Here is a 21721-nt window from a genome sequence, read left to right on the forward strand (position 1 = left end):
GTGATGGACGGGGCCTCGCACGCCCCGGACCGCCCTTCTGGTAATCTGATATCAATTAGATATCAGATTAGGAGGGTGTGATGACCCAGAATCCGGTTCCCGTCGACGAGTCTTCGGTCGGGGGTGACGCCGCCGGGCGACCGGTGGGTCACGCAGGCACGCGCGTCAACATCGAGGAGCGCAAGGCGTGGTCGATGTCGGGCGGCCTCGCGCTGCTGATCACCTTGGCGCTGGTGGTGTTCAGCGTCTGGGCCGTCGTCGTGTTCGCGATGGAGGCGGAGGCGGGCGGCGCACCGAACGGGTGGCTGCTCACGGGCGGGATCGTCGCCTTCGTGGTTGCCAACGTGATGCTCAGTTCCCTGACGGTGGTCTCGCCCGGCGACACGAAGGTCACCCAGTTCTTCGGTCGCTACCTCGGCACCATCCGCAAGCAGGGCCTGCTGCTCACCGTCCCGCTGACCACCAAGAAGAAGGTCTCGGTCAAGGTCCGCAACTTCGAGACCAACGAACTGAAGGTCAACGACGCCGACGGCAACCCCGTCAACATCGCGGCGATCGTGGTGTGGCAGGTCGCAGACACGGCCAAGTCCGTGTTCGCCGTCGAGGCATACGAGAACTTCGTGACCGTGCAGGCCGAGTCGGCGCTGCGCCACGTCGCGTCGTCGCACCCTTACGACTTCGCCGACGCCGGGGAGGAGAGCCTGCGCGGCTCGACCGACACCGTCTCGCGGGAGTTGTCGGAGGAGGTCGCGGCCAGGATAGCGATCGCAGGACTCGAGGTCGTCGAGACCCGCATCTCCTCGCTCGCCTACGCCCCCGAGATCGCCCACGCGATGCTGCAGCGCCAGCAGGCCTCCGCCGTGCTCGCGGCCCGCAGCAAGATCGTCGAGGGCGCCGTCGGGATGGTCGAGCAGGCGCTCGCCCGCCTCGAGGAGGACGACGTCGTTCAGTTGGATGACGAGCGGAAGGCCGCGATGGTGTCTAACCTGCTTGTCGTGCTGTGTTCCGATTCCCGCTCGACCCCCGTCATCAACACCGGGACCCTTTACGGCTGATGAGCGACGTGGACGACGCCGCGTCACCTGGGGACGCGCCGCGGCAGGGGAGGGACCGCAAGTCCGTCCTGCTGCGGCTCGACCCTGCCGTGCACGAGGCGCTCGCCAAGTGGGCCGCCGACGACCTGCGCAGCGTCAACGCCCACATCGAGATGCTGCTTCGGGACGCGCTGAAGAAGTCGGGCCGCGGGGTGAAGGCGGCCCCGATCCGTCGCCCCGGGCGCCCGCCGAGGGACGAAACGAACCCCTAGCGCGGGCTCCATCCCGAGAGGCGACCGCTCGGGTGCCGAGCGTCGTCGGTGCGCGTGCCGGGCGGTTCCTTGAGCATGTTTGGTTGCTCGTTTCCGATTTCGTCGCTCTTGAACGTTCAACTCCGCAACGAGTTACCAAACATGCTCAACGTCCACCCAGCCGGCGCCATGGACGTACCCCGGGTGGTCGGGCGGGTCGTGCCAGACTCGCACCCATGACGCCAGCCCCGACGGCCGCGGTGACGCGGCTCCAGCCCTTCGGCGCGACGATCTTCGCCGAGATCACCGAGTTGGCGCGGTCCCATGACGCCGTCAACCTCGGCCAAGGCTTTCCCGACTGGGACGGCCCCGCCGCGATGCTGGAGGTCGCCCGGGAGCAGATCGCCACGGGGAACAACCAGTACCCGCCTGCCCGAGGGTTCGCCGACCTGCGCGCCGCCATCTGCGAGGACAGGGCCACCAACTACGGCCTCGAGTACTGCCCCCTCAGCGAGACCCTCGTCACCGTCGGTGCGACCGAGGCGATCGCGGCCACCATGCTCGGCCTGGTCGAGCCGGGCAGCGAGGTCATCCTGATCGAGCCCTACTACGACTCCTATGCCGCCGCCGTCGCGCTGGCCGGTGCGACACGGGTGAGCGTGCCGCTGGTGCGCGACGCGGCCGGGTTCGTGCTCGACGTCGACGCCCTCCGCGCCGCCGTCACGGACCGGACGGCCATGATCGTCGTCAATTCGCCCCACAACCCGACAGGGCACGTCTTCGGCCCAGACGAGTTGGGCGCGATCGCCGAACTGGCGGTGGAGCGGGACCTGATCGTGCTCGCCGACGAGGTCTACGAGCGCCTGACCTTCGACGCGCCGCATCTCCCCATCGCCGGCCTCCCCGGCATGGCGGGCCGCACCGTCACCGTCTCCAGCGCGGGTAAGACCTTCAACGTGACCGGCTGGAAGATCGGGTGGGCGCTCGCAAGCCAACCACTCCTCGACGGCGTCCTCGCGGCAAAGCAGTTCCTCACCTTCGTCGGCGGCGGACCCTTCCAACCCGCCGTCGCCCACGCGCTGCGTCACGAGCGGGCCTGGGTCGCCGACCTCCAGGACGACCTGCGCCGCAAGCGCGACCTGCTGACCACCGCGCTGTCAGAGGCCGGGCTGGCGCCATTCCGCAGCGAGGGCACCTACTTCGTGTGCGCCCGGGTCGACGGCGAGGACGCGGCGCGCTGGTGCCGCGACCTGCCCGCGGCCAAGGGGGTCGCGGCGATCCCCGTCACGGCCTTCGTCGACCACGAGGAGCCGTGGCGCGACGTCGCCCGGTTCGCGTTCTGCAAACGTGACGAGGTCCTCGACGAGGGTGTCCGCCGGCTCAGGGGATGAGGATCGGCAGCGACTCGCGGGCCGCCTCCGCCTCCGCCGGGTCGATGTCGATCACCGCCAACTCGTCAGCCGTGCCGAGTTCGAGCAGCACCTTGCCGGTCGGGTCGACCACGATCGAGTGCCCGACGCCGGTGGGCAGCGCCCGCACCTCCGGGTCGCCTGAGGCCGACTGATCGACCGCGACGACGAAGGCCGTCGAGTCCATCCCGCGGGCGGTCGCCAGCGATCGCCACTGGTGGATCTTGTGCGGCCCCGGCGCCCAGGCGGCCGACACGAGGATGACGCTCGCGCCCTCCCTTGCCAGGGACTGGAACTGCGCAGGGAAGCGGATGTCGTAGCAGATCGCCAGCCCGACGGTGACCCCCGCGATCTCGACGGTGGCCAACTCCTCGCCGGGAGCGATCGTGCGCGACTCCCGGTACCCGAGCGCGTCGTAGAGATGGATCTTGTCGTAGCGGGCCTCCGTCGGCCCTGCCACCAGGAGCGTGTTGCGGACCCGGCCCGAGTCGGCCGTCGTGAACATGCCGACGGCGACGCTCACCCCGTGTCGCGCCGCGATGCCGCGCACCGACTCCGCCCACGGCCCGTCGAACGGCTCCGCGACCTCGGCGGCGGGACGCGCGAACGAGCACATCGTCGCCTCGGGAAACACCACCAGATCGGCGCCCTCGGCCGCGGCCCTCACGACGTTGTCCTCGACGAGGTCGAGGTTGGCGAGGGGATCGGTCGTTGCGGAGATCTGGGCCACGGCGATGCGCATGGCCCCACCATGACCGATCGGGCGCGGCCCCGCAAGGGCATGCGGATCAGCGGGGCGGGCCGATCAGGACCTCGATGGGCACCAGGGCCGAACCGAGCGCGACGGTGTCGCCGCCGAAGGTGGCCGGGACCAGGTCGAACTGCTCCCCGGAGCGGTGCAGGCAGTTGCGGCGCACCGCGGCGGTGATCGGCCCGGCGTGGCGTTCCATCAGCCGCAACCCGACCCAGCCGCCGACTACCACCCTCCGCGGGTTGGTGAGGTTGACGATGCTGCCGAGCGCGGCGCCGAGCGCCTCGATGGCCTCGTCCAGTACCCCTGCCGCGGTTCCGCCCGCGACGGCGTCGTCGAGCAGCGCCCCGATCGCCTGCCAACCGCTTCCCGTGAACCTGCCGCCGACGGCCCGCCACGACTCGAGCAGCGCGTCGGCCCCGACATAGGCCTCGACGCAGCCGCGGTCGCCGCACCGGCACGGCCGACCGCCGAAGGCGACCTTCGTGTGCCCCCACTCCGTGGCGCTGGAGAAGCCCCCGTGGTAGATCTCGCCGTCGGCGATCACGCCGAGCCCGACGCCGCGTCCCATCAGTGCGACCACGGCGTGGTCGATGCCGCGGGCCGCGCCGAACCACAGTTCGGCCCGCGCCTGCATCTTCGCGCCGTTCTCGGCGAAGACGGGCACCTCGTAGTCGGAGGGGATCGGCTGCGGGGCCCAGCCGAGGGACTGGGCGTAGAGCGTCTGGACGCCGTTCTCGTCTGCCTCGACGACCCCGGGAAGGCCGAGCCCGATCCCGACGAGCCGGTCCCAGATCGACGCGTTGCGTTCGCGGAGCGCGTCGATGGCCTCGCGGAGGTCGGCCCAGATCCGCTCCGGGGTCTCCTCCTTGCCTCCGCCGCGGAACTCCCGGTCGACCATGGTGAGCGTCAGGTCGAACAGTTCGACGGCGACGCCGCGCTCACCGATGTCGGCGCCGATCGCGTAGCCGCCCTCTGCGCGGGGGCCGATGACGGCGATCGGGCGCCCTCCGCGCGACGCCATCGCGCCCACCTCCGCGACGAGTCCGTCGCTGATCAGTTCCGTGACGATGCTCGCCGAGGCGGCGCTGGAGAGGCCCGTCGCGCGGGAGAGGGCGGCCCGTGTCGTCTCACGCTCCCGCAGGATGTACTGCAGCGCGACGGTGCGGTTGCGCTGCCGCACCGACGCGGTGGTCTGCGCGGCTCGCGGGTCCACGGTGCTCATGGTGTGACGGTACCTGGAAGTCATGCGGTGGCTACCCACCCCACCCCGGTATCGCTCTCGGCGGTGATGCGGAGGTGGGTCCCGTCGAAGCCGACGCCGACGCCGCGGTCGGCCTCGACGTCCCAGGACGCGGGGGCCTCTGTCAGGTCGAAGGTCAGTTCGTTCCCGGCGGGCAGCATCAGCGCGGGCTGTTCGTCAGGGCCGTACGGCTCGCCGTGCGCGTGATGCCACAGGCTGTCCTGCGCGCCGATCAGCCCCGACGCCGGGGCCTCGTCGACCAGGCCGGCCCACGACGGCAGCCGCACCCCAGGCCTCGCGAACACGGCGTTGACGACGTCGTCGCGCCGCTCGCAGCGGTCGGCAGGGACGGCGTCCAGGAAGGCGCCGAGCACTGCCCACGCCGCGTCGGGATCGGGGGAGGGGTGCGCGACCGGGTCGGCGATCAGTTCCCAGCCGTCGGGCCGGGGCACCGAGAGCGGCGAGGTGACGGTGTCGAGCTTCTTCCAGGGCCACAGGTTCCAGCCGATGTCGTGACGCTCGTAGAGCCGGGTCGCGGCGTAGAGCCAGCCGGGGGTGTTCTCTCCGCCCTCTCCCATGTAGATCGGGGAGCCGACCTCGTCGCGCAGGGCCAGGAAGTCGCCGATGCTCGTCTCGTCGGGGGCGCACCAGTAGCGGTGGAACTGCAACGCCTGGTTGTCGTCGAAGCGGCGCCGCAGCGGGGCGACGTTGGTGGCCCAGTGGGAGCCCTCGTACATGATGAGGTGCCGGTCGTCGACCTCGCGGACGGCCGCCGTCAGCTCCCGGTAGACCTCGACTAGTTCGTCGGCCAGGTCGTGCTGCCACTGGTTGGGCAGCGGCTCGTTCAGCAGGTCGTAGCCGAGCACCGAGTCGCGGTCGCGGTACCTGGCCGCAAGTTCCCGCCAGAGGCGCGCCGTCAACGCCCGGTAGTGGGGCGAGGTGAACAGCTCAGGGCGGCCGTTGGGGGAGTCGTCGATGTTGGTGCCCGTCTGCCCGCCGGGGGCCCCGTGCAGGTCGAGAAGGGTGCGCAGCCCGTGCCGCTCGGCCGTGTCGACCGCGCGGTCGATCAGGGCCAGGCCTTCGGGGAGGAGCGCGCCGTCGTCGTCGATCACGACCCTGCTGTTGATGGGGAGGCGGACGTGGTCGAAGCCCATCGCCGCGATGAGGGCGAAGTCGGCCTCGGCGACGAAGTCGGTGCGGAACCGCCGCCAGAACTCGGCCGCCCGCTCAGGCCCGACCAGGGCGCTGATGCGCGCCTCGATCTGGCGAGGCGAGGACTGCTCGTCGCCGAAGCGCCACATGTACCCCTCGGGGAGCAGCCAGTTCCCGAGCCCGACGCCGCGCAGCAGCAGCGGGCCGTCGTCATCGACAAGGCTGGTCCCTTCGGCGCGGACGACGCCGGTGCGGTGGAGCGTTGACATGGGTTTCCTCACTTCAATCCGGAGAGGGTAAAGCCCTGGACGACGTAGCGCTGGAACACCACGAAGACGATCAGGATGGGCACCACCATCAGCGTGGAGGCGGCCATCTGCAGGGACGGGTTGGTGGCGATCTGCTGGTTCAGCAGCGAGACGCCGACCGAGAGGGTGTAGAGCTTCTGGTCGTTGGCGATGATCAGCGGCCACAGGAAGCTGTTCCAGCCCGCGATGAACGTCAGGACGACCTGCACCGCGAGGATCGGGCCCGACATGGGCAGCACGATCGAGAAGAAGATCCGCCACTCGCCCGCCCCGTCCATCCGGGCAGCCTCCAGCACCTCGGTGGGGATGGTGGCCATGAACTGGCGGAACAGGAACACGGCGAAGCCGGAGACCAGCATCGGAAGCGAGATGCCGATCAGGGTGTTGGTCAGGTTGAGCCCGTTGATGATCAGGAAACTGGGGATCATCGTCACCTGGCCGGGGATCATCATGGTCGCGAGCACCAGGAAGAACAGCGCGTCGCGGCCGGGGAAGGTGAACTTGGCGAAGCCGTAGCCTGCCGCCGCCATCAGCAGCAGCCCGAGCATGCAGATCGCCACGATCGCGAGGGTGTTGACCAGATAGCGGCCGAAGTCCAACTCGTTGAACAGTTGCGCGAAGAACTCGAACGTCGGCTCGCTTGGGATCAGGTGCGGCGGGTACGCGACGGACTCGCCGCGCGGCTTCACCGACGCGAACAGCATCCACAGGAACGGGAACGCCGTCACGAGCGCGCCGACGGTCAGCAGCGCGCCGACGATGACCGTCGAGGCGCGTGGGCGGCGGCGCCTCCCTGGCTCAGTAGTCGGCATCTGCCCTCCTCAGGCGCAGTTGGAACAAGGTGATCGCGGCGATGATGACGAACAGGACCACCGACCCGGCGCTCGCGTAGCCGAACTGGCTCGCCGAGAAGCCCTTCTGGTACAGGAACAGCGAGATCGACGTCGACGCGCCAAGCGGGCCGCCCTTGGTCAGCACGAATGGCTCGTCGAAGAACTGCAGCCATGCGATGACGGTGGTGATGGTGACGAAGAAGATCGCGAACCGCAGCAGCGGGATCTCGATGGACACGATGCGCCGCCACTCGGACGCGCCGTCGATGGCGGCCGCCTCCAGGTACTCCTTCGGGACCCCCTGCAGCGCGGCGAGGAAGATGATGACGTTGAGGCCGAGGCCGCGCCACACCGCCACCCAGACGACCGAGAACTTCACGATCAGCGGGTCGGACAGCCACGCCACCGGCGGGAGATGGACAAGGGAAAGCAGGTAGTTGAACAGGCCGAACTGCGCGTTGAACAGGTAGCCCCACACCAGCGAGATCGCCACGATCGCTGTGATGGCAGGCACGAAGTAGAACGAGCGCAGCGCGCGGAAGAAGCGGCCCTGCGAGCGGTTCAGGCCGATGGCGATCAGCAGCGACGCGATCACGACGCTCGGCACGCCGATCGCCGCGAACAGGCCGGTGTTGCTGAGGGCTCCCCAGAACGCCCTGTCGGCGAAGAGCTTGGTGTAGTTGTCGGTGCCGATGAACTGGATGCGGGACCAGTCGCCGAGGCCCGCCAGGTTCATGTCGGTGAAACTGACGATCAGGGCGACGGCGATGGGGAGGACCCCGAACGTCACCAGCAGCAGTAGGGCGGGTCCGATGAACAGGTACGGGACGAGGCGAGGCTTCATGGTTGGTGGTGTGCCCGGGCGCGGCGGGGACCGCGCCCGGGCGGCTCCGTCAGCGGGCCGGGGTCCCGGCGGTCGCGTCGAAGAGGGCCTTCAACGTCGAGTCGCGGTCGGCGCCGGTCAGCACGATGGCGTTGAGCGAGTCGAGCATCGCCTTGCCCGTCTCTCCGTCCCAGTTCGGCACCAGGGGAAGCAACCGGGCGTCCTGCAACTGCTTGGAGTACACGGCCACCAGCGGGTCGGCCGTCAGCTTGGCGTCCTCGAGGGCGCCCTTGGCGGTCGGAAGTTGGCCGTCGATCTCGAACCACTGCACCTGCGTCTCGGGGGCCGACAGATAGTTCAGCAGCGCGAGCGCGCCGTCCTTGTTGTCGGTGCCTCCCCAGACGCCCAGGTTGGAGCCGGCCAGCAGCGAGGTCGCCTGGGTGCCCGCCGGGATGGTGGTGACGTTCCACTTGCCGTCGAGCTCAGGGGCGGCGTCCTTGATGGAGGCCGCCAGGTAGGGGCCGGAGACGAGCATCGGGGCCGCTCCGGAGATGAAACCCTGCGTCTGGTCGAAGTCGCCGTTGGTGGGCACCGACTTGTCTGCGTAGAGGCCGGTGTAGACGTCGACGGCCTTCGCGAAGGCCGGGGTGTCGAAGTTGATGGTGCCGTCGTCAGCGACGATGTCGCCGCCCTGGCTCCACGTCATGGCGACGGGGAGGGCGCTGTCCCACTGCGGGATGTAGTAGCCGTATTGGCCGTCGCCGCGGGCCGCGAGGGTCTTCGCGTCGGCGCGGAGCTGATCCCAGGTGGCAGGCGGTTCCTTGATGCCAGCGGCCTCCAGGATGTCGGTGCGGTAGAAGAGCACGCGGGTGTCGGAGACCCACGGCATCGAGACGACCTTGCCCTCGACGGCGGTCGCGTCGCCCGCGACGCCGTCGATGAAGTTGCTCGCCGCGAGGTTCGGGTAATCGGCGACCGTCGCCTCGTCGAGGGTCATGAGGGCGCCGCTGTCGGCGTAGGTGCGCAGCTTCGACAGGCCGATCTGGATCAGGTCGGGGCCGTCACCGGAGGCGACCGCGGTGGTGAACTTCTGGTCGACCGCGTCCCACGGGATCGCGACGGTCTCGACGGTCGCCCCGGTCTCCTTCTCGAATCCGTCGACGAGTTGGTCGAAGTGCGCGGAGCTGTCGCCCATCACCCAGACGGTCAGGTTGCCGCCCGGCTTCGCGGGCTCGCTGCTGCCGCCGCCGTCGGTGGCGGGGGTCGAGGGCTTGTCGGTGGGGGTCGAGGTCGCTGACGGCGAGCAGGCAGCGAGCTGGACGCTGACCAGGGCGATGGCGCTCAGCGCCAGCCAACGTGGGGGTTTCATGGGTGTTCCTCTCGAAAGGGGTCCCGCGCTGCGGCGTCGGTGCCGGGGCGTCGGGTGGCGGATGAGGCCTGTGAAGCTGTGCGACTCGGTACATCCTCGCACCTTCGTCTTGCACTAAGAATAAGTATCGAAGGTAAGTTGCGCAAGTGGCACCTTCCGGCGTCTGGGCGCGGGGCGGGGTGGGCGTTGAGCAGCATTCGCTACTCGTCGCAGGTCAGGTCGACTTTGAACGTTCAGATGGGAAACGAGTGACGACTACTGCTCAAGGCGGCGCGCTCGGCGTGGCGGCGGCTTGAGCAGTAGTCGTGAGTCGTTGAACTGCGGACCAGGAGGTCGACGTAGCTAGATGGTGGCGGCGACGCGGGCCGCGAGTTCCTCCAGGACGTGCGTGTAGGTCTTGCCCGTTGCCCGGGTCATGCCCAACTCGCAGGTGCGGTTCAGCGACAGGTACAGGTCCGCGTCGAGTTCCTTGGCGTGGCGCGCCTCGTCCTGCGTGGCGGTCGCCGTCAACTCTTCGTGCAGCAGGCCCCGGTCGCCCGCGAAGGCGCAGCAGCGCCAGCCCTGCGGGACGACGACCTCGTCGGCGACCAACCCGGCCAGGAATGTCAGGTGGTCGTTGACGCCCATCAGCGTCGACGAGCACGTCGGGTGCAGCACCGCCCGGTGCGCCTTCTCGACGGCGGGCAGCCTCGGGGCGACCTGCTCGGCGACCCACTGCGTCGCGTCCACCACTGGGATGTTCGTGATGCCCTGGTTCTTCAGCGCCACGACGACGCCCTCGGTGCACGAGACGTTGTCGCACACCAGCGGCAGCCTGCCGTTGTCGGTCGCGTCGACCACCCAGGAGGCGAGCTTCCCGCTCATCGTCTGGTAGCCCTTGGCGAGGCCCTTCGACTTCCACGGGGTGCCGCAGCACAGTTCGCGGATGCCGTCGGGGGTCCGAAGCCGCAACCCGGCGGCCGCGGCGAGCGCGCGGACCGCCCCGGCGACCCCGGTGCCGCAGGCGTGGTCGGAGCCGAACATCGACCCGACGCAGGCGGGCATGAAGATCGCCTCGGGGTCGTGGGCCGCGACCGCGTCGCGGATCGGCCCGCCGCCGGGCAGTTCCTTCGAGAGCGTCGGCACGACGTCGGTGCCCGCGACCGCGCGCGCCACCCCGAGCGCGCCGCGCACCAGCGGAGTGGGCACGTGGTCGACCACCGTCATGCCAGTCGAGGCGACCCTCAGGACGCCCGCCCAGTGTTTAGCCGCGACGTCCCAGCCTGCGTCCAGCGCGCCCGACTGGCGCTCTTTGCGCAGGTCGCGGATCAGGTCGCCGGTGTTGATCTGCACCGGGCAGGCAGTTGAGCACATCCCGTCGACCGCACAGGTCTGCACGACGTCGTAGGTCTCCTGCTTGAACAGCGTGTCCGCCAGCGCCTGGTTGCCCGTCGCCGACGCCTCCTGGATCGCGCGTTGGATGACGATGCGCTGACGCGGCGTCGTCGTCAGGTGCTGGCTGGGGCAGACGGGCTCGCAGTAGCCGCACTCGACGCAGTCGTCGATCACCTCGCGCACCGGCGAGGTCGACTTGATGTTCTTCAGGTGCAGTTCCGGGTCCTCCGTTAGGACGGATCCCGGGTTGAGGATCTGCTCAGGGTCGCAGGCCAGCTTGACGTCCCACATCGCCTGGTACAGGTCGTCGCCGTACTGGCGGCGCACGAACGGCGCCATGATCCGGCCGGTGCCGTGCTCGGCCTTCAGCGTGCCCTGCTTGTCGAGCACGAGTTGGACCATGTCCTCCGTGAAGTCCTCGTAGCGCTTCATTGACTCGGGGCCCGCGAAGTCCTCGGTGACGAGGAAGTGGATGTTGCCGTCCTTTGCGTGGCCGAAGATGACGGCGTCGGCGTAGTCGTGCCGGTCGAAGAGCACCTGCAGGTCGGCACACACCTCTCCGAGCGACTCCATGGGGACGGCCACGTCCTCCAGCAGCGCCGCGGTGCCCTTGGGGCGGTTCCGTGCGACCTTGGTGTAGAGGCCCTTGCGCATCACCCACATCTGGTCGCGCCGCTTGGCGTCCTGGGTCATCTCGGGGCTGGACTCGAGGCCGCCGAGGTCGGCGAAGGTGGCGTTGCCGGTGGCGATCCGCTCGGCGATCCCCTCGTCGTCGTCTGCCTGGTACTCGACGAGCAGCGAGGCCTGGTTGGTGGCCTGGAAGCCGGCGGGCAGCACGTCGCGGGCGTCGTCGCCCATCGCCCGGATGGACGCGGCGTCGATCAGTTCGACGACGTCGGCGCCGGAGTAGACCAGGTGCGGCAGGGCGGTGGTCGCGGCGTCGAGGGATTCGAACAGCAGCAGCCCTGTTGCCGTGCGGGCGGGCACCTTGACGGTGCGGAAGACCGCCTCGGCGACGAAGCCGAGCGTCCCCTCGGAGCCGATCATCAGGTGCTCGAGGATCTTGACGGGGCGGTCGTGGTCGAGGAACGAGTTGAGGCCGTAGCCCATGGTGTTCTTGATCGCGTAGCGGCGCTGCAGGTCGGCCGCGACGTCGGGGCGACGCAGTTCGTCTCGGACCCGCTCCAGCACCTCGACAAGGGCAGGCTCGCGGCGGCGCAGTTCGTCGTCCGCGTCGACGGCGCCCGTGTCGATCACGGTTCCGGACGGGAGCACGACGGTCATCGACTCGATGGTGCGGTAGGTGTTCTTCTCGGTGCCGCAGGTCATGCCGGAGGAGTTGTTGGCGACCATGCCGCCGATGGTGCAGGCGATCTCGGACGCCGGGTCGGGCCCGAGTTTGCGCTTGTAGGTGACAAGCGCCCCGTTGACCTGGCGGATGGTGGCACCCGGCTGCACGCGGACCCGCTCGCCGCCGTCGAGGACCTCGATGTCGCGGAAGTGACGGCGCACGTCGACGGTCAGCCCCATCGACAGGGCCTGCCCGGAGAGGCTCGAACCGCCCGCGCGGAACGTCAGCGGCCAGCCGACCTGGCGGGCGACGGTCATCGCGGTGGCGACGTCGGCGGCGTTCCCGGCGCGCATGATCGCATCGGGGGTGTTGATGTAGTGCGATGCGTCGATGGCAAGCGCGACCCGGTCGAGTTCGCGCGTGCTGACGGCGTCGGCGCCGAGGGCGGCCCGCAGCGCCTGCACGCCTGCCTGGTTCGAGGTGTCGAGGAGAGCCCGCGAGGTGGTGACCGACATTGGTTCTGTGCCCCATTCACTGCCGTTGTGATTTGGTCTGACCAAGCAAGCGTAGCATTTGGCCTTTCCCGGAGATGGCGGGTCTCCGGAAGGCCGCGCGAGTCGGCGCCGAGGCAGGCGCGCCTGTCACGCGCGACTCACGCGCGGCCCTACTGGGTCAGCAGCGCGGAGAGGTAGCGGCCGTATCCCGACTTCGACAGTTCTGCGGCGCGGGCCGCGAGGGCATCGTCCGAGAGGAAGCCGAGCCGCCAGGCCGCCTCTTCAGGCGAGCCCACGAGGAGGCCTTGCCGAGCCTGGACGGCGCGGACGAAGTTGTTGGCGTCGTTCAGTGAGTCGAACGTCCCCGTGTCGAGCCACGCGGTGCCGCGCGGCAGGATGGAGACACTCAGCCGACCCGTCTCCAGGTAGTGCCTGTTGACGTCGGTGATCTCGTACTCGCCGCGGGCCGATGGCTCGAGACCTCTCGCCACCTCCACCACGTCGGCGCCGTAGAAGTAGAGTCCGGGCACCGCAAGGTCGGAGCGCGGCTGCGCCGGCTTCTCCTCGATCGAGACGGGGCGCCGCTTCTCGTCCAGTTCGACCACGCCGTATGCCTTCGGGTCGGCGACCTGATACCCGAAGATGACGGCGCCGTCCGGGTCGCGGTGCTCCTGCAACTGGGTGCCGAGGCCGGGTCCGTGGAAGATGTTGTCGCCCAGCACCAGGCAGGCCGGGCCGCCCGCCAGGAACTCGGCGCCGATCACGAAGGCCATCGCCAGGCCGTTCGGCTCGGGTTGGACTGCGTAACTGATGGAGATGCCGAACTGCGACCCGTCGCCGAGCAGGCGCCGGAAGTCGGGCTGTTCGTGCGGGGTGTTGATGACGAGCACCTCGGAGATCCCCGCGAAGATCAGCGTCGCCAATGGGTAGTAGATCATGGGCTTGTCGTAGACGGGCACCAACTGCTTGCTGGTGCCCAACGTGATGGGATGCAACCGGGTTCCAGCGCCCCCGGCCAGAATGATGCCTCGCATCCCTGATTCTCGCACGGACCGCCCCGCGGGGCAGGCCGCCAAATAGAATCCACGCATGAGGCTCTTGGTCACGGGGGGCGCCGGCTTCATCGGCAGCAACTTTGTCCGGACCGCACTCAAGGATGCGGCCCACCACGTCACGGTGCTCGACGCGTTCACGTACGCCGGTAACCGGGGATCGCTCGACGGGCTGCCTGCCGAGCGCTGCACCGTCGTCGAAGGTTCGGTGTGCGACGCGGGCCTTGTCGACGCGCTCGTCGCGGCCCACGACGTCACGGTGCACTTCGCCGCCGAGAGCCACAACGACAACTCGCTCAACGACCCGTCGCCGTTCGTGCAGACCAACCTGGTCGGCACCTACACACTGCTCGAGGCGGTCCGCAGGCACGACCACCGCTATCACCACATCTCGACAGACGAGGTCTACGGCGACCTGGAACTCGACGACCCCGCGAAGTTCACGGAGCGCACGCCCTACAACCCGTCGAGCCCGTACTCGGCGACGAAGGCGGGCTCCGACCTGCTGGTCAGGGCCTGGGTGCGCAGCTTCGGGGTCCGTGCGACGATCAGCAACTGCTCCAACAACTACGGGCCGTACCAGCACGTCGAGAAGTTCATCCCCAGACAGATCACGAACGTGATCGACGGTGTCCGGCCGCGGCTGTACGGAACCGGAGCGAACGTCCGCGACTGGATCCACGTCGAGGACCACAACGAGGCCGTGCTTGCGATCATCGACCGAGGAACCATCGGGGAGACCTACCTGATCGGTGCAGACGGCGAGCAGAGCAACCGGGCCGTCGTCGAGCAGATCCTGACCCTGATGGGGCAGGAACCCTCGGCCTACGACCTGGTCTCCGATCGCCCGGGACACGACCTCCGCTACGCCATCGACGCCAGCCGGTTGCGGGAGGAACTCGGGTGGGCGCCCCGCTACCCCGACTTCCCGTCCGGGCTCGCGGCCGCGATCGACTGGTACGTCGCCAACGAGGCGTGGTGGCGCCCCATGAAGGCCGCGACCGAGAATCGATACGCGAAGACGGGACAGTGATGTCGGAACTGGTCTCCCGCGAGAGCGGGATTCCCGGGTTGCTCTTCCTCGACCTTCCCGTGCGGGAGGACGCCCGCGGGTGGTTCAAGGAGAACTGGCAGCGCGCGAAGATGACGGCCCTCGGGCTGCCGGACTTCGGCCCCGTGCAGCACAACATCGCGTTCAACGCCGCCGCCGGGACCACCCGCGGGATGCACGCCGAGCCGTGGGACAAGTTGGTCTCGCTGGCGGCTGGACGGATCTTCGGTGTCTGGGTCGACCTCAGACCCGGCCCTGGGTTCGGCACCGTCGCGACCCGGGAGATGGGGCCCGAGGGTGCCGTGTTCGTGCCGCGGGGCGTGGCCAACGGGTACCAGGCGTTGGAGGAGGGAACCCTCTACAGCTACCTCGTCAACGAACACTGGAGCGCCGAGGCGCTCGCCTTGTACACCTACGTGAACCTGGCCGACCCGAGCCTCGCGATCGACTGGCCCATCCCGCTTGCCGAGGCCGAGATCTCCGACGCGGACCGCGCGCACCCCGCGCTGGCTGACGTCACGCCGATGGCACCACGCGCGACAGTCATCCTCGGTGGCAGCGGCCAACTCGGACGCGAACTCGTCGCGCTGCTCCCGGACGCGGTCGCCCCCGACCGCACGCGCCTCGACCTCACGTCGGCCGAGTCGGTGGCGGCCTACGACTGGTCCCAGGTCGGCACAATCATCAACGCGGCCGCCTTCACCGAAGTCGACGGCGCGGAGACCCAGGAGGGGGCGAAGGCCTGCTGGTCGGTCAACGTCAACGCGGTCGCCAGGCTGGTTGACCAGGCACGCAGGCATCGGATCCGGTTCGTGCAGGTCTCGTCGGACTACGTGTTCGACGGGACGGCGCCGGTCCATGACGAGTACGAGGCGGCCAGCCCGCTCAGCACGTACGGGGCCTCGAAGGCGGCCTCCGACGCGCTGGTCGCGACGCTGCCGGAGCACCTGATCGTCCGGACGACCTGGCTGGTGGGGACGGGGCGCAGCTTCGTCGCGACGATGGCCGCGCTGGCCGACCGCGGTGCGTCGCCGAGAGTCGTCGACGACCAGTTCGGGCGGCTGAGTTTCGCGGACGACCTTGCCGCAGCGATCGTGCACCTGCTGAGCGGCGGGGCCGGCTCTGGTGTCTACAACGTGACGAACGCGGGGCCGACCCGATCGTGGGCCGACATCGCCCGTCGGGTCTTCGAACTGTCGGGACGCGATCCTGGGGACGTGCAGAGCATCACGTCCGAGGAGTGGGCCGAAGGGCGGGTCGTCGCCGACCGGCCGCGGAACTCCGCCCTCAGCCTTGATCGACTCGAGGCGACGGGATTCCGGCCGAGGGACGCAGACGAGCGCCTGGTCGACCTCCTGACCGGCCGTCAATGATCGATGCCGACGTCGTCGTGGTCGGCGGCGGGATCGTCGGCGTGGCCACCGCCATGACCTACCTGGAGCGGAACCCAGGCGTCAGCGTGACGCTCGTCGAGAAGGGCGCGCTCGCGGGGCAGCAGAGCGGCCACAACAGCGGGGTCATCCACGCGGGCGTCTACTACCAGCCCGGCAGCCTCAAGGCGCGGCTCTGCCGGGCAGGAGCGGCCTGGACGAAGCGGTTCGCCGCCCAGCAGGGCATCGACTTCCGGGTGCCGGGAAAGCTGATCGTCGCGACCCGGCCAACCGAACTCGGCAGGCTCGCCGCACTGGAGCGCCGCGCCGTCACGAACGGGCTGCGACCGGAGCGGTTGGACGTCGCCGAACTGCGCCGTCGCGAGCCCCACGTGCGCGGGCTGGCCGCCCTTCTGGTCGCCGAGTCGGGCATCGTCAGCTATCCGGCCGTCGTCGACGCGATGGCCCGACTCTTCCGGGCTGCCGGAGGGGAGATCAGGCTCGGCGCCGAGGTCGTCGGGATCGGCGAGGACGACCGGGGCGTCACGGTCGAGGTGGCGACAGGGGCACCGATCAGGGCGAGGCGCCTCGTCGCGTGCGCTGGCATCCAGGCGGACCGGGTCGCGCGCCTTGCAGGGGTCGGCGACGGATTCGCGATGGTCCCCTTCCGGGGCGAGTACTACCGGCTTCCCGAGGCGAGATCCGGTCTCGTGTCATCGCTGATCTACCCGGTGCCCGAGCCTGGCATGCCGTTTCTTGGGGTGCACCTGACGCCCACGATCGACGGCGGGATCACCGTCGGACCGAACGCGGTGCTAGGGCTTGCCCGCGAGGGCTACCCCAAGTGGTCGCTCGACAGGTCGGACGTCGCCGAACTGATCCGCTTCCGAGGCTTCCGACGCATGGTCCCCGGGCTGCTGCGCACCGGTCTGGGCGAGCTGTGGAACTCAGCGGTGAAGCCGGGCTACCTTGCGAGGATCCGGCGGTACTGCCCCGAACTGAGGCTCGCCGACCTGCTGCCGCACGAGGCGGGAATCCGGGCGCAGGCGGTTCTCGAGGACGGCTCGATGGTCGAGGACTTCATGTTCCGGTCGACCCCGCGCCAGGTCCACGTCGTCAACGCGCCGTCGCCCGCGGCAACGTCGGCGCGACCGATCGCGGAGGCGATCTGCGCGCAGGTCGACGCAGGCTAGCCGACGAAGAAGGCCTTGGTGCCGTCGAACATCATCTGGACCGCAAGGAGCACGAGGATCATGCCCATCAGCCGCTCGACGGCGACGAGGGCGCGGGTGCCGACGACCCGCTGCAGGAAGCCGGAGAAGTACAGCGTCACCGTCGTGATCAGCCAGGAGATGACCAGGCCGCCCAGGTACCAGGGCCAGTTGCCCTGATCCTGGCTGACGAACACCACGATGACCGCAAGCAGGGACGGGCCAGCGACGTATGGCACCGCGAGGGGGACGATGAACGGCTCGTCGTGCGTGACGGGCTCGGACAGGTTCTTCTCCGGGGTGGGGAACACCATCCGGATCGCGATGAGCAGCAGGATGACCCCGCCCGCGGCCTTGAGCGCCGCCTCCTCGATGTGCAGCAGGTTCAACAGCGCCCGGCCCATGAACAGGAACGACACCATGATGACCAGCGCGATGAGGCACTCGCGCAGGATGACCCACTGACGGCGCTCCACCTTGGTGTTGCGCAGGCTCGTCAGGAACAGCGGCACGTTTCCGAGCGGGTCCATGACAAGCAGGAACGTCATGGCGGCCGAAATCATCACCGTCATCTGGTGGTGCCCCCTCTCGTGGGTCTGGCCCGTGACCGGGCCGTCCCACTCTATTGCGTCGCCGTCCGTGGGTCACGCCCGAGGTAGGGGCAAGCGCTGGACACGCGAAACGGGGCCCGCGCCGAAGCGCGGACCCCGTCTCGTCAGCCGTGGCTCACTGGACCATGGTGCCCGTCTCGAGGAAGCGGACGTGCCAGCCGAGCGCGGTGGCGAGGTCGTGCGGCGTGTGCATGCCGTTGGCCTTCTTCTCGGCCAGCTTCACGTACTCGCGCAGCGGCTCCTTGAAGTCCGGGTGCGCGCAGTTGTCGATGATCAGCTTGGCCCGCTGACGCGGCGCCATGCCGCGCAGGTCCGCGAGGCCCTGCTCCGTGATGATGACCTGGACGTCGTGCTCGGTGTGGTCGACGTGGTTGACCATCGGGACGATGCAGGAGATCGCGCCGCCCTTGGCGGTCGAGGGGGTCACGAACGAGGAGATCCAGCCGTTGCGGGTGAAGTCACCCGAGCCGCCGATGCCGTTCTGCATCCGCGAACCCATCACGTGCGTGGAGTTCACGTTGCCGTAGATGTCGGCCTCGATCATGCCGTTGCATGCGATGACGCCCATCCGGCGGATCGCCTCGGGGTGGTTCGAGACGTCCTGCGGGCGGAGCACGATCTTCTTGGAGTAGTGCGCAGCGTTGTCGTTCATCCGCTCAGCGGCCTTCGGGCTGAGGGAGAATGCCGTCGCGGAGGCCACGGTCAGCTTGCCGGAGTCGAGCAGGTCGACCATGCCGTCCTGGATCACCTCGGTGTAGGACGTCAGCTTCTCGAACGGCCCCTCGAGCAGGCCCGCCAGCACCGCGTTGGCGATGTTGCCGACGCCCGACTGCAGCGGAAGGAGATTCTTCGGCAGGCGACCCTGCTTCACCTCGTTGCCGAGGAAGTCGAGCAGGTTGTTCGCGATGGCGCGGGAGTCGTCGTCGAGCAGCTTGAACGGCGTGTTCCGGTCGGGGGAGTCGGTCTCGATGATCGCGATCACCTTGTCGACGTCGACCTTCATGACCTTCTCGCCGATGCGGTCGCCGGGGTGCTGGATGGGCAGCGGGACGCGGTTCGGCGGGAGGAAGCCGGCGGGGGCGTAGATGTCGTGCATCCCGTACAGCCCCTCGGACTGCCACGAGTTGACCTCGATGATGATGGCGTCGGCGTGCTCGAGGTAGGTGCGGTTCATGCCCACCGAAGACGAGGGGATGATGTCGCCGTCCTCGTTGATGGCCGTGGCCTCGATGACGGCCAGGTTCAGCTTGCCCAGGAAGCCCTGCGAGACCTGTGGGCCCATGTGCGAGAGGTGGATGTCCTGGTAGTACGACGTGCCGTTGTTGATGGCCGTGCGCATCTCCGGATCGGACTGGTACGGCGCGCGGTACGAGATGCCGCCGGTGCGAGCAAGTGCACCATCAAGCTCGGGCGCCGTCGAGGCACCCGTCCACACGCCGATCTTGAACTCTTCACCCTGGTGGTGCGCGGCATCGATCACGGCCGCCAGCGCCTCCGGGAAAGCCTTGGGGTAGCCCGAGCCGGTGAAGCCCGAGAAGCCGATGTTCCAGCCATTCTTGACCAGCTCGGCCGCGTCGTGCGCCGACATCACCTTGCTCTTGAACGCCTCGCTACGGATGCGACCTGACATCTGTCCTCCTTGAAGAATTACGGTGCTGTGCCACACCCTACCGGGAAGCGCACGCTCAAAAACAGGCCCCTGGCTTTCAGTCGGACGGCCTATGTGCTCCCGTGACAAGGGGGTCAGCCGAAACAGCCGATGGAGGTCCTCATCGGCCGTAGATTGACCACATGCCCATCGACGAACGCACGCAACTCTGGCTGGTCAGGCACGGCGCCACCGAATGGTCCGAGGCAGGCAGGCACACCTCCGTCACCGACCTGCCGCTGCTGCCAGCAGGGGAGAGTGGCGCGCGCCAGGTCGGCGAACTGCTCAGCGGCCACGACTTCGGTCTTGTGCTCTCCAGCCCGCGGCTCCGTGCGACCGAGACGGCCCGCCTGGCGGGCTTCCCCGACCCGGTCATCGACGACGACCTGGTCGAATGGTCCTACGGCAAGGGCGAGGGGCTGACGTCGGTCCAGATCCGCGAGATGATCCCGGACTGGCGGATCTGGACGCACGGCGCGCCCAGGCTCGACCGCCAGGGCGACTTCGCGCCCGGCGAGGACGTCGAAGAGGTGGAGGAGCGCCTGACGCGCGTCGTGGAGCGGGCAAGGACCTCCGGGGTGGCGAAGGTGCTCGCGTTCGGGCACGGCCACGCGCTGCGCTCGCTCGCGATGGTGTGGCTGGGTCTGCCCGTCTGGCAGGCCGCCCACTTCCCGCTCTACACCGGCCGGGTCAGCGTCCTCGGCTACGAGAAGGAGTCGCCCGCCCTGGTCGCCTGGAACGTGGGAGACCTCTAGGCCGACGCCGCCGCCCGGTTCGTGAAGCGGCGGTGAACCCGCCTCCCGCCACAATGATGGGCGTCGGAGGAGGCCTGACGTGGGGACATGGGACAAGCGGGGGCCGGTCGGGCTCGAAGGGGAGGCCGTGGTCACCGAGGAGATGCTCACGGCGATGGGGCGCGAGGCCTTCAGGTTCCTGATGCTGCGCCGCAACTGGCTGATCATCAACGGGATCGTCCTTGCCGCGGGCATCGGCCTGCTCAACTACTGGCTCGTCGCTGGCGCCTCGTTCCTTAACCGGCTCATCCGATTTGAGGGTGTAGGCGGGGTCTGAATCCGCCGGCTTCGAGGAGGCAGCGGGCGATGTAGTGGGTCAGGTTGCGGAACCCGAGAGCGGAGCCGCGGAGGTGTTCGAGGCGGCCGTTGAGGGCTTCTGTGGGACCATTGCTGGTGCCGGGCCGGTCGAAGAAGTTCAACACATCGATCGCGCGGCGTTTCAGGGTGTGACCCAGGCGGACCAGTTCAGTCAGCTCAGCGGGGACGCCGGTGGCGATCGCATCGATCACGCTGGCCATGAGGTGGCGGCCGAGTGTGCGGTCTTTGCAGCGGTAGGCCTGGACGAGGCGCTGGTAGATGCCCCACGTGGCTTCGACCTCGACGTGGTTCTGGTCGCCGAACAGGTCTTCGAGCCGTGTGACTTGTTTGTCGGTGAGTAGATCGGCGCCGGTGAGTAGGGTGCGGCGGGCTTGATAGAGCGGGTCCCCGCGGCGGCCTCGATGCCCCATGGTGGCTTGTTGGACGCGTTGGCGGCATTTGTCGACAGCCTCCCCGGCCAGGCGCACGACGTGGAACGGGTCCATCACCGCAGCTGCGTCGGGGAGTTCCTCGGCGGCGGCGGTTTTGAAGCCGGTGAACCCGTCCATCGCCACGACTTCCACGCCGGCCCGCCAGGCGGCTGGACGGGCAGCGAGCCAGCGTTTGAACACCTGTTTCGAGCGGCCCTCGACCATGTCGAGCAGCCGTGCCGGGCCAGTCCCAGCCGCTACCGGGGTCAGGTCGATGATCACGGTGACGAACTTGTCCCCGGCACGGGTGTGACGCCAGCAATGCTCATCGACCCCGAGCACGGTGACCTGGTCGAACCGGGACGGATCATCGATCAACACCCGACGACCCTCGGCGATGATCGCATCGTTGGCGGTGTCCCACGCCACCGCCAGCCCTTCGGCGACCCTCGCCACGGTGAGGTGCTGACACACGATAGCTTCGAGCGCCCACCGCACCCCACGCCGCGACAGCCGAGCCCTCGGTTCAGCGGCCCGGTCCATGCTCTGGCGCCACACATGACCGCATTCGACACACCGGTACCTGCGCAGCCGCACCCGCAGCACAGTGGGTCTCCAACCGAAGGGCTCGTGAGCCAGGCCTCGGATTACCGTGTCACGCACCAAACCGCGCCCGCCACAGTTGTGGCACCAGTCATCAGCATCCGTGACGCGGCACTCCAGCACCGCCCGGCGCGCGGTCACGTGTTGGCCAGTCACCTCCAACCCGAGCTCGTCGAGGCGGCAGAAGGTCGTCAGATCAGGCGCGGTGAAGGTAGCGTTGAACACGTCGAGGTCTTCCAGATGGACAGCTTAGGAACTTCCATCTTCGGGAGGCCTCGACCCCTCTATCCAGCCGCCACGCCGGAACCCCTACCTACACCC

Annotated in this window: 19 protein-coding genes; 8 read left to right on the plus strand and 11 right to left on the minus strand. The window is 68.9% G+C overall.

What is annotated here, in order from left to right; all coding sequences use genetic code 11:
- Positions 1-80: 80 nt before the first annotated feature.
- From BW730_RS17310 to BW730_RS17320, 3 genes are all read left to right on the plus strand, one after another.
- Complete coding sequence (locus BW730_RS17310; protein ID WP_077687363.1) at positions 81-1055, plus strand: SPFH domain-containing protein; 975 nt, start codon at positions 81-83, stop codon at positions 1053-1055.
- Complete coding sequence (locus BW730_RS17315; protein WP_077687364.1) at positions 1055-1306, plus strand: type II toxin-antitoxin system antitoxin; 252 nt, start codon at positions 1055-1057, stop codon at positions 1304-1306. The genes BW730_RS17310 and BW730_RS17315 overlap by 1 nt, the downstream gene beginning before the upstream one ends.
- A 215-nt stretch (positions 1307-1521) precedes the next feature.
- The gene (locus tag BW730_RS17320; RefSeq protein ID WP_077687365.1) at positions 1522-2676 is read left to right on the plus strand and encodes a pyridoxal phosphate-dependent aminotransferase; all 1155 of its coding nucleotides are present in this window, start codon (positions 1522-1524) and stop codon (positions 2674-2676) included.
- On the opposite strand, the gene BW730_RS17325 is transcribed toward BW730_RS17320, so the two are convergent.
- The 8 genes from BW730_RS17325 to rfbA all read right to left on the minus strand — a co-directional run bounded on the left by BW730_RS17325 (position 2666) and on the right by rfbA (position 13366).
- Complete coding sequence (locus BW730_RS17325) at positions 2666-3436, minus strand: carbon-nitrogen hydrolase family protein (RefSeq protein WP_077687366.1); 771 nt, start codon at positions 3434-3436, stop codon at positions 2666-2668. The two genes, BW730_RS17320 and BW730_RS17325, sit on opposite strands and share 11 nt — an antisense overlap.
- 46 nt (positions 3437-3482) lie before the next feature.
- Entirely contained in the window at positions 3483-4670 is a 1188-nt protein-coding gene (locus BW730_RS17330) for an ROK family protein (protein ID WP_226996887.1), read from the minus strand.
- Between the two features lie 20 nt (positions 4671-4690).
- Positions 4691-6109 carry a glycoside hydrolase family 5 protein gene (locus tag BW730_RS17335; protein ID WP_077687368.1) on the minus strand — a complete coding sequence of 473 codons (1419 nt, stop codon included), beginning with the start codon at positions 6107-6109 and terminating at the stop codon, positions 4691-4693.
- 8 nt (positions 6110-6117) lie between these two features.
- Complete coding sequence (locus BW730_RS17340; protein ID WP_077687369.1) at positions 6118-6960, minus strand: carbohydrate ABC transporter permease; 843 nt, start codon at positions 6958-6960, stop codon at positions 6118-6120.
- Positions 6947-7825, minus strand: coding sequence for a carbohydrate ABC transporter permease (locus BW730_RS17345; RefSeq protein ID WP_077687370.1), 879 nt, complete (start codon positions 7823-7825; stop codon positions 6947-6949). Before BW730_RS17345 ends, BW730_RS17340 begins: the two co-directional genes overlap by 14 nt.
- A gap of 49 nt (positions 7826-7874) precedes the next feature.
- Positions 7875-9173 (minus strand): extracellular solute-binding protein, encoded by a 1299-nt coding sequence (locus BW730_RS17350; RefSeq protein WP_077687371.1) that lies wholly within the window; start codon positions 9171-9173, stop codon positions 7875-7877.
- Positions 9174-9515: 342 nt separating this feature from the next.
- On the minus strand, positions 9516-12353 hold the full coding sequence (locus tag BW730_RS17355; protein WP_077687372.1) for an FAD-binding and (Fe-S)-binding domain-containing protein: 2838 nt from the start codon (positions 12351-12353) through the stop codon (positions 9516-9518).
- Positions 12354-12502: 149 nt separating this feature from the next.
- Complete coding sequence (rfbA, locus tag BW730_RS17360; protein ID WP_077687373.1) at positions 12503-13366, minus strand: glucose-1-phosphate thymidylyltransferase RfbA; 864 nt, start codon at positions 13364-13366, stop codon at positions 12503-12505.
- A gap of 55 nt (positions 13367-13421) precedes the next feature.
- On the opposite strand from rfbA, the gene rfbB reads away from it, so the two are divergent.
- Genes rfbB through lhgO form a run of 3 tightly spaced genes read left to right on the plus strand, consistent with a single transcriptional unit; the run spans position 13422 to position 16998 of the window.
- Positions 13422-14417, plus strand: coding sequence for a dTDP-glucose 4,6-dehydratase (gene rfbB, locus BW730_RS17365; protein ID WP_077687374.1), 996 nt, complete (start codon positions 13422-13424; stop codon positions 14415-14417).
- Positions 14417-15808, plus strand: coding sequence for a sugar nucleotide-binding protein (locus BW730_RS17370; RefSeq protein ID WP_077687375.1), 1392 nt, complete (start codon positions 14417-14419; stop codon positions 15806-15808). Before rfbB ends, BW730_RS17370 begins: the two co-directional genes overlap by 1 nt.
- Complete coding sequence (gene lhgO, locus BW730_RS17375) at positions 15805-16998, plus strand: L-2-hydroxyglutarate oxidase (RefSeq protein WP_077687376.1); 1194 nt, start codon at positions 15805-15807, stop codon at positions 16996-16998. The genes BW730_RS17370 and lhgO overlap by 4 nt, the downstream gene beginning before the upstream one ends.
- Here the strand turns inward: lhgO and BW730_RS17380 are convergent.
- Complete coding sequence (locus BW730_RS17380; RefSeq protein ID WP_077687377.1) at positions 16995-17588, minus strand: MarC family protein; 594 nt, start codon at positions 17586-17588, stop codon at positions 16995-16997. The genes lhgO and BW730_RS17380 overlap by 4 nt on opposite strands.
- 154 nt (positions 17589-17742) lie before the next feature.
- Positions 17743-19257, minus strand: a complete 1515-nt coding sequence (locus BW730_RS17385; RefSeq protein ID WP_077687378.1) for an acetyl-CoA hydrolase/transferase family protein — start codon at positions 19255-19257, stop codon at positions 17743-17745.
- Between the two features lie 161 nt (positions 19258-19418).
- On the opposite strand from BW730_RS17385, the gene BW730_RS17390 reads away from it, so the two are divergent.
- Together BW730_RS17390 and BW730_RS17395 are read left to right on the plus strand one after the other, a co-directional pair.
- Positions 19419-20030: a histidine phosphatase family protein gene (locus tag BW730_RS17390; protein WP_077687379.1), complete on the plus strand. Its 612-nt coding sequence runs from the start codon at positions 19419-19421 to the stop codon at positions 20028-20030.
- 79 nt (positions 20031-20109) lie between these two features.
- Positions 20110-20346 (plus strand): hypothetical protein, encoded by a 237-nt coding sequence (locus tag BW730_RS17395; protein WP_077687380.1) that lies wholly within the window; start codon positions 20110-20112, stop codon positions 20344-20346.
- Here BW730_RS17395 and BW730_RS17400 read toward each other — a convergent pair.
- Complete coding sequence (locus BW730_RS17400) at positions 20315-21625, minus strand: ISL3 family transposase (protein WP_145952651.1); 1311 nt, start codon at positions 21623-21625, stop codon at positions 20315-20317. The genes BW730_RS17395 and BW730_RS17400 overlap by 32 nt on opposite strands.
- Positions 21626-21721: the final 96 nt, after the last annotated feature.

It is taken from the genome of Tessaracoccus aquimaris, from assembly GCF_001997345.1.
GTDB lineage: Bacteria > Actinomycetota > Actinomycetes > Propionibacteriales > Propionibacteriaceae > Arachnia > Arachnia aquimaris.